10 protein-coding genes and 1 rRNA gene are annotated in these 12796 nt (G+C 44.0%); 2 read left to right on the plus strand and 9 right to left on the minus strand.

The features are described from left to right. Positions 1-100, plus strand: a 5S ribosomal RNA gene (gene rrf, locus MHM99_RS12835); the annotation flags it as partial. Between the two features lie 205 nt (positions 101-305). Here the strand turns inward: rrf and MHM99_RS12840 are convergent. From MHM99_RS12840 to MHM99_RS12880, 9 genes are all read right to left on the minus strand, one after another. Then, the gene (locus tag MHM99_RS12840) at positions 306-836 is read right to left on the minus strand and encodes an acyloxyacyl hydrolase (protein WP_049587508.1); all 531 of its coding nucleotides are present in this window, start codon (positions 834-836) and stop codon (positions 306-308) included. Positions 837-972: 136 nt separating this feature from the next. Beyond that, complete coding sequence (locus MHM99_RS12845) at positions 973-1803, minus strand: hypothetical protein (protein ID WP_049587509.1); 831 nt, start codon at positions 1801-1803, stop codon at positions 973-975. Next, on the minus strand, positions 1784-2509 hold the full coding sequence (locus tag MHM99_RS12850; protein ID WP_230962185.1) for a hypothetical protein: 726 nt from the start codon (positions 2507-2509) through the stop codon (positions 1784-1786). Before MHM99_RS12850 ends, MHM99_RS12845 begins: the two co-directional genes overlap by 20 nt. 208 nt (positions 2510-2717) lie before the next feature. Beyond that, positions 2718-5807 carry an error-prone DNA polymerase gene (locus MHM99_RS12855; protein WP_239219628.1) on the minus strand — a complete coding sequence of 1030 codons (3090 nt, stop codon included), beginning with the start codon at positions 5805-5807 and terminating at the stop codon, positions 2718-2720. A gap of 36 nt (positions 5808-5843) precedes the next feature. Next, positions 5844-7331: a DNA polymerase Y family protein gene (locus tag MHM99_RS12860; RefSeq protein WP_239219629.1), complete on the minus strand. Its 1488-nt coding sequence runs from the start codon at positions 7329-7331 to the stop codon at positions 5844-5846. Then, positions 7331-8080, minus strand: coding sequence for a recombinase RecA (locus tag MHM99_RS12865; RefSeq protein ID WP_049587517.1), 750 nt, complete (start codon positions 8078-8080; stop codon positions 7331-7333). The genes MHM99_RS12860 and MHM99_RS12865 overlap by 1 nt, the downstream gene beginning before the upstream one ends. A gap of 247 nt (positions 8081-8327) precedes the next feature. Further along, a complete protein-coding gene (locus MHM99_RS12870; RefSeq protein WP_049587518.1) occupies positions 8328-8837 on the minus strand; it encodes a hypothetical protein in 510 nt (169 codons plus the stop codon). Between the two features lie 2 nt (positions 8838-8839). Next, the gene (locus MHM99_RS12875; RefSeq protein WP_049587520.1) at positions 8840-10591 is read right to left on the minus strand and encodes a DUF885 domain-containing protein; all 1752 of its coding nucleotides are present in this window, start codon (positions 10589-10591) and stop codon (positions 8840-8842) included. A gap of 38 nt (positions 10592-10629) precedes the next feature. After that, positions 10630-10965: a DUF1820 family protein gene (locus tag MHM99_RS12880; protein ID WP_049587521.1), complete on the minus strand. Its 336-nt coding sequence runs from the start codon at positions 10963-10965 to the stop codon at positions 10630-10632. Positions 10966-11153: 188 nt separating this feature from the next. Between MHM99_RS12880 and MHM99_RS12885 the strand changes: the two genes are divergently transcribed. After that, positions 11154-12791 carry a M28 family metallopeptidase gene (locus MHM99_RS12885; protein ID WP_049587523.1) on the plus strand — a complete coding sequence of 546 codons (1638 nt, stop codon included), beginning with the start codon at positions 11154-11156 and terminating at the stop codon, positions 12789-12791. Positions 12792-12796: the final 5 nt, after the last annotated feature.

Consider the following 12796-nt stretch of genomic DNA (forward strand, 5'->3'; position numbering starts at 1 on the left):
ATACGGTACCACCTGACTCCATTCCGAACTCAGAAGTGAAACGTATTAGCGCCGATGGTAGTGTGGGGTTTCCCCATGTGAGAGTAGGACACTGCCAGGCCCCATTTAAAGAAACCCGCCTAACGGCGGGTTTTTTGCGTTTGGAAGGAACAAAAAATGGGGTCAGAGTACATTAATCCCCAATCTTTCCCCTTTAAAACATCAAAAAGGGGTCAGAGTACATTAATACTTCTAATACTCCTCGAAATCAAAACAGCCCTTGACTCAATGATTGCGGAATGAAAATGTACTCTGACCCCATTTCTTTAAAAGTGATAGGCGTAGGATAGGTTCAGGAAGTCTAATCCGGGGTTGTCATTGTTGAAGCCGCCGTTTGAAAAGTGCATATAGCGCAGTGCGACATGTTGTTTCTTATCGATCTCTACAAACACACCTAATCTGTCTTCGAACTGATAGTTAGATCCAATATCTTTACCAGCGACTTTCTGATTACCTATGTAACTCGCTCCTATCCCCGCTTCTATATATACGGGATATTTGTCATAGAGCGTTGAAACCTGTTTCATAAATACAGGAGTTAATGACGCGCCGTAGCTAGTACTATGTGTATCGTTTTCACCATACTCCCACACTACGGCACTCACTTCCCAGTATAGCTTTAGGTCGCCAAACCAATCAGTAGTAAGCGTTTGTTCAAATGGCCTGTACGCGAAGCGCATACCATCGATATCGTCAAAGCCGTGCATATAATCTACACTCACGGTTTGTTTCGCTTGTACGCTACTTGCGGTGAAAATAATGAAAAAAGAAAATAGAAGTAGTGATGCCTGTTTCATAATTGCTCCTTGATCTGGTAATCAACAAGCAAAATTTTTTCCAATTAAAAATTATCGTAATTTCAAAGAGATAATGAAAACTAAATGCCGAACTATTCCTGCTGAGTAGTGTAATTTACTGACACTGTTGAAGCTTTTACAAAGATGTCCAGCGTGTATCTGCGCTTACATGTTGCTCTTCCATCAGGCGCTCGATCAGTTGCTTTGTATCTTCAATACCATACTTCGCTTTAATTTTATTTATGCTTTCAGATTCTGAAAGTATAAATGTATTGAGCTCGGCAATGATCTCGGGGTGTCTTAAGGTTGATAGCGAAAATGAGACAACGTTGTGTGGCAGGGTTAAATCAGCGGCAAATGGTCCCATTTGCGGAAAGCGACGAGCAACGTTTTTAGCGGCATTATATTCCACATCTAAAGCATCTACTTTATCGCTCTGTAGAAGATTAAGCCCATCAAAAATACTGTTTACGCCTGTTACTTTAACGGTACCGTTCTTAATTTGCTGTTCCCACTTTACAGGGGAAAATCCGTCTGGCGTGGCAAGTTTTGTTATGTGAGTAATTCCTTTACCAAGGTTATCTGTTTTAATCAAAGTCACGGCGAATGTTTCTGCCAGAGGTTCAGAATACACTTTGTTGAGGCTATGGGTTATTTGGTCATACCAACTGGCGTTATCAGGAAAGACAAAGTCTACATTGCCTTTTTTCAATTCTATCTGAAGGCGTTTAACTGGCATGCTCAAGTATACAAAGCGATGTCCGCTTTGCTTTGAGAATGCTTCAAGAATAGCCCAACCCAACCCCTTTTCATGATCCGATGAAAAGTTGTAATACGGATAATATTCAATATTTTGAGCGCCTACGATATAGGTGTCGGCTGAAACAAAAGGACTTGAAAGTGTGCATGTAACTGGCAATACCGCCATTTGCACAAAGCGACGAATACTATTTCCAAACCTCTTCAATTTTCAATCCTTGTTCTATCAAAAGCTTCTGAGACAACTGCTCGAAAGGGGTTATTCCGTATTTTGTTTTTATACTATCAATTAATTCTGGATTTGAGGATATGAACTTATTAAGTTCACTAATAATGTCTTGATGATAAAGCGTAGATAGGGAAAAAGGAATTTCATTATGTGGAAGCGTCAAATCTAAAGTAAATGCATCTTGCTCATATGATAGAGGAGCAGATCGCTGGCTAACGAAATACTCTAAATCTAACCCGTCTACACGTTCTTGGTACAAAAGCGCCAAGCCTTGTTGAATATCCGTAACCCAAGTTATTTGGGTACGTTGGGTGTCTATTCTTTCTTGCCAATTTACCGGTGTGAAGCCTAACGGCATGGCGAGGTTTTTTATCTTTTCGATGCCTTTCCCAGCGTTCTGTCGTTTTACAATTGTCCCCGTTACTGCGCTGGTTAATGGGAGGGAAAAGTACTTGTCATTTGAAGTGGTAATGCTGTTATACCAGCCTCTATTATCAGGGTATACAAAGTCAACATTACCTTTAACTAACTCGAGTTGAAGCCGTCTTATAGGCAAGCTTAAATACACAAACTCGTGTCCCGAAGCTTCAGAAAAAGCTTCTAAAATTGACCAGGCAACCCCTTTATCTGTGGATGATGCAAAATCGTAATGGGGGAAATAAGCTAAGTTTTGTGCGCCAATCACATATTTTTCTGCATAAATATTAAGGCTAAACAAACAGCCAATAAAAAGCCCAATACATCGCATCATTCTACACTCCAAAATGACTACAGCAATTTACAATATACAAATAAATTATCTTTGAAGCATTTCCTTGAGAGGAAGTTTTTTAATACAAAAATAAATCGCGTATCTATACACCATAATTTATCGTTTTGCGGGTGTAAAATACTCAGTGAAAATCTCTTGAACTTAATGACAGCTTTTCGAGCCAAGGCGTACGATCAATAAGCTTACCTGCAATGATATGAATAACTCCTTCTTTGGAGCGTTCGATAATACCATTTACCTGTAGCAGTTTAGCCTTTAAGAATGTTTGTTGCTGAGCACGAGCGGTGGCTTGCCATACCACAACGTTCATATTGCCTATGTCATCTTCCAAAGTCAGAAAGGTAACGCCTGCGGCAGTGCCTGGCGCTTGACGACCTGTTACTGCGCCAAGCACTTTTACAACTGATTTATTTGTCTTGTCTTTAAGCGAATTGGACCAGCTTATGTCTTTAAGCTTATGTTGCTTTTTGAGTAACGAAATAGGGTGGTTATTTACCGATAAGCCGGTTGAGGCATAGTCTTCAAGTAAGTTTTCTGCCTCGGTCGGTGAAGCACCCAGAGGTGTGACGTTTTTATCTGCATAAAAATCGTCAGTATCAAACAGTGGTAAATGCGTTTGGGTATCCATAATTCGCCAACGGGTTTCGTATCGGTTGCCTGAAATAGTGCGAAGGGCATCGGCGCTAGCCAGTGCCTCTACTTCATTACTTTTAAGCGATAGTTGCTGTAATTGTTCAACATCGGTATAGCCCTTATCTGAGCGGTTTTCCACGATAAGTTGAGACGATGCTTCACTTAAGCCTTTAATAAGCTTAAGGCCAAGCTGAATGTATTTTTCTTGGCCTTGTACCACCAAAGAATGCTCAACGTCAGACTGGTTAACACAGGGCGCCTCTACCCGTATGTGATGACGCTTAGCGTCTTGAACTAACTGGGACGGGGAATAAAACCCCATGGGCCAGCTATTTAACAGCGCTACGTAAAACTCAACGGGAAAGTAAAACTTCAACCAGCAAGACACGTAAGCTAATACGGCAAAAGACGCTGAGTGAGATTCAGGAAAGCCGTAACCTGCAAAGCCTTTTATTTGTTCAAATAAGTTGTGGGCGAACGTACTGTCATAGCCTTTGTCCGTCATACCTTTAATAAGCTTGTCTCTGAATTCAAAAATTCTACCGTCTTTTTTCCAGCTCGCCATAGCGCGCCGCAGCTGGTCAGCTTCTCCGCCACTAAAGCCTGCTGCAACCATGGCAAGCTGAATCACTTGTTCTTGAAAGATAGGCACGCCCATGGTGCGAGACAGAACTTTCTCCACATCTTTAGATGGGTAGCTAATGGTTTCGTTGCCGTGTCGACGTATCAGATAAGGGTGGACCATATCACCCTGAATTGGACCTGGCCGTACAATGGCTATTTGTACGACCAAATCGTAATAGCGACGAGGTTTTAGCCTTGGCAGCATAGACATCTGAGCTCGTGATTCTATTTGAAAAACGCCTACCGTATCGGCCCGACAAATCATATCGAAAACCTGTTTGTCATCTCCGAGCTTAGTAATGAACGGAATACTGGTTTCAACAGGGTATTGTTTATTGATAAGCGAGAATGCGCGACGTATAGCGCTCAACATCCCAAGCGCCAGTACATCCACTTTTAAAAGGCCTAAGGTTTCAATGTCGTCCTTATCCCACTGAATAATAGTACGCTCTTCCATCGCGGCGTTCTCAACAGGAACAAGATCGTAGAGCGGCCCTGCGCTAATAACAAAACCGCCTACATGTTGCGACAAATGTCGGGGCGTGCCCAGTAAAGCTTCGGTAAGGGTAATTAACTGCTGCACTCTAGGCTCTTCAGGGTTTAACCCAAGCCCCGCCAGCTGAGATTTCCACGGAATAACGCTGTCTCGGCGATTAATCTGCTTTACCACAAAATCAAGCTGTGATTCGCTAAAGCCCAGCGCCTTGCCCACATCTTTAAAAGCCGACTTAAAGCGATAGCAAATAACCGTAGCCGCGATAGCGGTTCTTTCCCGGCCGTACTTTTGATAAATGTATTGGATGACCTCTTCACGGCGTTGATGCTCAAAATCCACATCAATATCTGGCGGTTCGTTACGCTCTTTGGAAATAAAGCGCTCGAACAGCACACTTATTTGCCTTGGGTCTACTGCGGTTATTTCCAAGCAATAGCACACTACCGAGTTGGCCGCAGAGCCGCGCCCTTGATACAAAATACGTTGTCGCTTGGCAAACTGAACAATGTCGTAAATGGTTAAAAAGAAATACTCATACTCTTGCTCGGCAATAAGCGTAAGTTCTTTTTCTATGGTTTGGCGAATATCAGGGGTTATACCTTCAGGAAAGCGCACTTTTATACCGGCCTCTACACGTTCCCGCAAATACGAAGTGGGCGTATACCCTTCAGGTACAAGCTCCGCAGGATAGTGGTAGCGCAGCTCTTCTAAAGAAAATGTGAAAGCGTGAGCAAGGGCATTGGTATTGGCAATCCATTTCTCAGGGTAAAGCTTCTTAATTTTTTGTACGGTTCGCAGACTACGCTCTGCATTACTCAACGCATCCCGACCTATTTTGTCTACACTGGTATGCACGTTAATAGCATGCAATACATGTTGAAGCGGCAGTCTGTCAGCGTGATGCATGAGTACACCTGTACAGGCAATAACAGGGAAAGAGTAGGCAGACTGCAGATGATTGTAATGCGCAAACCTGTGGTGATCCCTTCCGTCTAATAGGCGCTGAGCGCCAATATAGGCATCAATACTAGGGTGTTTTTGCAGCCATTCAGCCCAATGCTTGTCTTTAGCTTCTTTGCCGCTTGGTAGCCAAATGAATTTGCAATGGCGAATGGTACGCAAGTCCCACTCGGCCAGTTGGTATTCACCTTTATCAGAGCGACGCCTCGCGTTAGTAATAATTCGGCATAGTTCGCTATAGGCCGCTTTGTTCGGGCACAACAGCACAAAAGATAAAGTGTCATCAAATACAAAGTAACTACCCACAATAAGCGTAATCGGTAGGCCCTGATGCTTAATTTCGTCGAAAGCCCGTACCACCCCCGCTACTGAGCATTCATCGGTAATGGCAAGCGCGTCGTAACCAAGGAAAGAAGCCGTGGTAACAAGCTCTGCGGGGGAAGAGGCACCGCAAAGAAAGCTATAATTGCTTTGGCAAAAGAGCTCACTGTATTTCATGATATAGCCTTTACCTTTTTCTTTAACCGCATACCGCTAACAAAAAAGGCCCTGCACCCACCAGCGGCTCTCTTCATCTTTAAACACTAAAAGCCTTACGCATTGCTCAGTTTGGGCGATGAAATAATCACGCTTTGTTGGGCTGTCATGCCACCACTCACTGTGTAATCGCACGGGGCCAAAGCAAATTTGGGTAGCCTGAATAAGCGGTTTAGGTACATCAAAAGTGAAGGTGGGCGTAATGTCACTGCTATAAGCATAATTACGGGTGCAGTTACCGGTGCTCGACTCCGTCACCGTCATATATTCAAACTGATGGCTGTCGGCAGCGCGAGGTTGAAACGTACTGTTATCGCCTAGCTTCGCGTTTAAGCGCCCAATTAATTGCTTTTGTGCAATATCGTTAAATCTGTCGCTAAAAAAGTCGCCATTCTGCGTATCCATTTCTTCAAATTGCTGACAGGTAAGCGCAATGGCTGTAGCTGGCTCAGGCAACACCAGATTCTCAGTTTTAAGACTAAACAAGGGCAGCCAACTTTGTACTGAAGACTGAGGCAGTGCCGAACGTATATTAATATCCATTACAGGTGCTTCTCTGAAATGAATATGTACACTGATGCTGGATGTATATAAGTTTCTTGCCCGTAAATAGTGAGACAAATGCTCAAACTGCTGGCTGACAAAAGGGGTTAGATGCTGCGTGTTTTCAATATCAAAAGGCAATAGGATAAAGTTATCGAAGTGCTCCAAAGGCCTAAATAATGTAACCCGTGGAAAGGTTTCTCCCCTTAACGCAGTAAGATACATAATAGTGTTATTGTCAAAGCGCCGACCCAGTTCTTGTACCGGCATTGCCAACAGCTGTTGTACGCAGGAAACGCCCACCCTTGCCAACGAGTCAATGACTTTAGGTGATAGAGCCGTAATAGAAAGCGGGCACGTACTTAGCGCTTTTTTTATGTCATCGGATGTATGCAAGTAGGTATTAAATTTATGAAGCGCTAATACTTTTGCGGCCTCAATTGTCCATGCGCTAGCAAAATGATAACGAATATCTGCTTCTGCCAGAGCTTGGGTTAAAGTTTTCCACAGTGGCTTATGACCGCCATAGTAATGAGTTAGGTTATCTAGCCTTACTGCCAGACCGCTGAAACTATTTGAGTGAATGTGGTTGTCTAATACGATATCAGAAGCCAGTGGATAAAGCCGATGGGCTAACTGCGTCAGCATATGCTTTTCGGCTTCTTCACTGAAAGGCAGAATATGCACGTAAGGGCATAACGCCGCTGCTTGGGCTAGCCCATGCCCAATTTCAATGCCTTCTTTTTTCGCAATATCATTACACTGCGTAATTTTGTTTGTTTTACTGCAGTACACTGCAACGGGAGTATTCGACGCTAACGCTGAATACTGGTTGTTAGTTTCGTGCTTCGGCAATTGGCTATGTGCACGCTTACTTCTAGCCGCTTTGATATGGCTGTCTAAAGTTAGTTGATAGCAGTAAATATAAGCCCACAGCATCATTAGCTCACAGAGTGTAATGCCTGATCGGAAAGCGTGTTGTGTGCCATGGCCCATTTAATGGCGTGATTGTCGGGGGTCCACCGATGGGAAATAACAATGTTATCTTTGGGCCACCCATGACGCTGCTTGCGTATGTTCACCGCCAAAGCGTGGGGTTTACCCTTTAGCGCGATATCCAACGTAATGGGTAATGCACTGTCGCTTTGATTCGACAGGTTGGCTTGTGAATCACTTAAGCTGGCCTTCGGATAACCTAACTGTGATGCCTGCTGTTGCGGTGGAGTATACAGTAAGCACAGCGCATCATTATGCGTTGCTGCTACCTGTAGGCGTCGTGCTTCTTTTTGATTTACAGCATTACTCCACAGCACTACGCAATGGCAAGCCGTACTTTTTAAACATTGCTCTGCTGCCCACAACGACTCTTGTTCAGAACTTGGTTTTACTACCAGAACTTGTTGCGCTTTAAGCCCCAAGTTTTCTAACCACGGCGACTGTAGTAGCCCGGGAGGGTTAATAAATACCACCAGCTTATGCGTACGGTGTTGGCATATAACCTGTTTAAAGAGTGAAAGTTCACCCATGCCGGTTAACGAAGAGATACGGACAAGACCTGTAGATGTAACGCCACCGTTAAGTGCTTTATCCAGACGCGGAAAACCCAGTGAAAACTTGGTTTCACTTTGTCTCTGATCTCTGGCCCGCCAAATATGCGGGTGGTTATTAAGCACGGATAACGATTTATTCATGGCACTCAAAATAAACTGTATTTTTATACAGTATTATAGTGCAGCAATAACCCTTTTCAAGACAAAAGGTTTTTGACTTGTTGTTTTAAACGCTAACTTACTGATTAGTTTGGAAAGGTAAAAAGATTAAACTTTTAAAAGAGTGGGAACATGGCTAGGGTCGCAGGCCTTACTACATAGCAAAGCAGACGACCCTGCCATACAGTTAGCGCTGTATAAGCGCTAACGAGAGACATAGAGTAAAATGTTACTCTTCAGATGGTTCTTTTTGAGCCTTTGTAGTCGTGCCACTTACTGTTGCTGTAACGGTTTGGCAAAAAGCAATGAAGCCGTCGGCCGTATTTTTTGACCACACCATACGTACGTTGCTAGGGAATGCTTTCACCACCTCACGAATTTCCTCAAGCGTCACTTCTTCATTAAGCAGCACCTTATTCAGTGACTCCTCAAATGACATCCCTTTCTCACAACAGGCCATGACGATAGTCGAAAAGTTGCGCATAAGCGGGTGCAGCGCATTGTATTGAGTTTGGTCGATAAGGCGGCTTTTATAGGCACTTTCAATACGCGCAGTAAGATTTTTCTCTAACGCATCTGTAACAAGAACAAGGTTGCGATAAGCATACGTAACCTTGTTGTTGGTCTGTTTATTCGAGTGACGCAATAGCGCCAGCTCTTTCTGTAAATTCTGCGCTCGCAGCACAAAGTAAATTAAAAACAGGATAAGTAATCCAATAACACCAAATGCAACGATCATGTTTATTGTGCCTTTTGTTCTTCTATAAACGTATTGATGTTTTGCTCCAAGATAAACAGTGGAACTGAGCCGTTTTCTAACACGGCGCGGTGGAATTTACGCACATCAAAACGCTCGCCTAATGCTTTCTCTGCTTTCTTGCGAAGGCCTTTAATTTTGATTTCACCAATCTTGTAAGACAAGGCTTGCGCTGGCCAAGAGATATAGCGGTCTATTTCAGTATTTACGTTGTGTTCTGAAAGCGCGGTGTTTTCCATCATATAATCAACCGCTTGTTGACGGCTCCAGCCCATCGTGTGCATACCGGTATCCACAACCAAGCGACACGCACGCCACATTTCGTAGCTTAAGCGACCGAAGTTGTCGTACGGCGTTTCGTAAATACCTGCTTCAATACCTAAAAACTCAGAGTACAGACCCCAGCCTTCACCAAACGCTGAAATATAGGTGTTACGACGTACCATAGGTAAGTCTTCAAGCTCTGCTGCCAACGATATTTGAAGATGGTGGCCAGGCACTGCTTCGTGCAAGGTCAGTGCAGGCAATGCATACAAAGGGCGCTTATCGAGGGCATACGTGTTTACCCAGTAATATCCTGGCTGATCATCGCGGCTAGGATGAATGTAACGGCCCGTTGTATATTTGGGCGCGATAGCGTCTGGTACAGGCGCTACACCGTAGGGTGTTCTTGGCAGATACTCAAAGAGCGAAGGAAGCTTTGCGTCCATTTTCTTTGCAATGAACGACGCCTCTTTTAGTAAATCTTCAGCGCTGGTGGCATAGAATTGCGGGTCTTCGCGTAAAAACGCAATGAAGTCGTTAATGTCGCCATCAAAGCCAAGCTCATCCACAATTTGCTGCATTTGCGCGCGAATGCGTTTTACTTCAGACAAACCTAAATCATGGATTTCCTGAGGCGTCATATCCGTGGTGGTGTAATGCTTGGCTCTATTGGCGTAATACGCCACGCCATCAGGCCAGTTATTCGCGGCAATATCTTCACGGGCGTTGGGAATGTATTCGTCTACCATGAAATCGTAGAACATTTGATATGCAGGCAATACGCTGCTGTTTATGGCTGCCTTGCCTTGCTCCGTTAGCGCTGATTTTTGCTCGGCAGTAAAGTACTCTGGAAAACGGGTAAATGGAGAATAAAAGCCACTGTCCTCGGCATTTTCAACAATGTATGACGCCACCGAGTTCTCAAACCCTTTCAGCACGACTTTAGGCTGCGTGTAGCCTTCTTTTAGCGCCTGTTTCATATACGCAATTTGTTGGTCAAAATAAGGCTTAAGCGCATTTAGGCGGCTAATGTAGGCCTGATAATCTTCTACGCGCTTAAAGGTGGATAAATTAGGAAGCGAGGCCATTGCACCGTGAAAGCCATATTCTGAATTGATAGGCACTAAATGCGCGCGATACGTATATTCGTCCACATAGTTAGCTAAACGATATTGTTGCATCAGCAAGGCAATATAAGCATCAGTAGAGATGTCTTCTTTTTTATACTGACTTAAGGCCTTTTGAAAAGTACGCCATTGTTCATTTTGTGCTTTCAGGGCTTTGGGAGAGTTGTCTGGTAATACGTGAGCGAGTGAAGTATCGCCTTCGCGAGAAGCTAGAAGCGGGGAAACCGAAAGCTCGTATTGCCAAATGTCATCAAGTAGTTGATACAAGCTTTCATCGTTAAGGTCCTTTGCAGATGAGCTAACGCTGCAAATAAATAATAATGCTGCTAAAACATAGCGATACATAAGGGTCTCCGGCAACCTTCACCGGAATGACCCGGCGGTTACTCTTTCGTTGGTGTATATATTGGACTAGGGAAAGCAGTTACTTTATCAGATTTATTTTCTAATTTAGTAATTTTGGCTGAACCTTTTTTATTTACGGCGTCAATGCGCAAAATGTTGTGCATCGGTACATAAGTTTTTGTTACTTCAGAAAATTCGGTTTTCAACTTTTCATGACTAGGGTCTACAACAACACTTGTGTGAGTATCCCACACAAAGTCACCTATCTCGATAAAGCCAAACAAAGCGCCCTGCATAAGGCTTTTTACGTATAACTCATAGCGCTCACCGTTGCTGATGAACTGAACGCGGTAAAGAATGTCGTCTTTTGACATAGATGCTGCTCTTCACTAAAAAATATAAAAACACCCGGAAGCTGAGCCGGTATGTGGTTAACAATTTTACCTTGCTCATAAAATGCGAGCAACGGTAGGAAACACATGGTAAACGTTAGTAGTTTAATGGTATTCCGCCTATCAACTGCGTTACCATGATGCACACTTAGTTATATGGTGAAATTAGAATGATAAAAAAACTCCTTATAGGTAGTGCAATGACAGCAATGACCTTTGCTGCTACTGCCCATAACCACGCATCGACAGACAATGCTTTTAACCCTGATACACAGCGAATCAAATCGCACCTGTTTTTCCTAGCAGATGATTTGCTTGAAGGTCGTGACACGGGCTCTCGTGGCCATGAAATTGCGGCGCTATATATTGCGACCGAATTTGCTAAATATGGTTTGAAGCCAGCGGGTACAGACGGCTACATGCAAAACGTAGCGTTTCGCAAAGCGAATCTGGTTCAAGAGTCTCCCAAGTTTACTTTCACGCAAAACGGCGAAACCGTCGAGTTTGACTATCCGAAAGAGTATTTAGCTAGCCCAAGTTTGCTTAGCACTGAAGCTAATGTAAAAGGTGAAATGGTCTTTGTGGGCTACGGCATTGTGGCTGATGAGCTATCTCACAACGATTACAAAGACTTAGATGTAAAAGGTAAGGTTGTTGTAGCGCTTGCTGGTAAGCCAAGCGACTTTCCATCAGAAGAGGGCGCTCACTTTGCGTCTGGCTATCAAAAGCAAAAGTATGCGGTAGACAATGGCGCTATTGGCATGATCACTATCACAACGCCTAAAAATGAAAAGGTACGCCCTTATCAAAGCCGTTTGAACTACATCCATACGCCGCGTATGGCATGGTTAGACGACAGTGGTCAGCCTGCAAACAGCTTTTCTCAGCTTAAAGGTGGCGCTTACATGAGTGAAGGCGCTGCGCGTAAGTTATTTGAAGGCGCAGAAAAGAGCCTTGATGACGTTTATGCACAGCTTGAAGCCGACAAAGTACCGCAAGGCTTTGCGTTAAACGGTGTGGTTGATATCAGTAAGACGAGCGTACACGACACCATCACTAGCCCAAATGTTGTGGGTGTACTTGAAGGTTCTGACCCAGAGCTTAAAAACGAGTATGTGGTTTTCTCTGCTCACTCTGACCATATTGGTTTTGCCAAGACCGTAAAGAAAGACAACATTAACAATGGCGCCATGGACAATGCGTCTGGTACGTCAGTGATGTTAGAAACTGCACGCCTGTTTAGCGAAATGGAAGAAAAGCCAAAGCGCTCAATTCTGTTCGTATCGGTAACGGGTGAAGAGAAGGGCCTGCTAGGTGCAGACTATTTTGCTCGTAATCCAACTGTACCGGTTACTTCAATGGTGGCGAACGTAAATCTAGATATGCCAATTTTGACTTACGAGTTTGCAGACGTTATTGCGTTTGGCGCGAACCACAGTGATTTGCAAGAGTCAGTGGAAAAAGCGGCGGCGAATGCCAACATTGAACTAAGCCCTGACCCATGGCCTGAGCAAGCGTTATTCACTCGCTCAGATCACTATGCGTTTGTAAAGCAAGGTGTGCCGTCAGTGTTTATGGTGCCGGGTCTGAAGTCTAAAGATCCTAACGTAGATGGCAGCAAGGTGTTTGGTCAGTTCTTATCTACGCACTACCATAAGCCTAGCGACGACATTAACCAGCCATTCAACTGGAATGCAGCAGAGACTTTCACCAAGGTTAACGCGCAAATTGGTTGGACACTAGCAAACCAAAAGAACAAGCCTAAGTGGAACGACGGCGATTTCTTTGGAAACACGTTTAGCAAGTAAGTCCA

The sequence above is a fragment of the Alteromonas sp. MmMcT2-2 genome (assembly GCF_022348305.1).
Classification (GTDB): Bacteria; Pseudomonadota; Gammaproteobacteria; order Enterobacterales; family Alteromonadaceae; genus Alteromonas; species Alteromonas macleodii.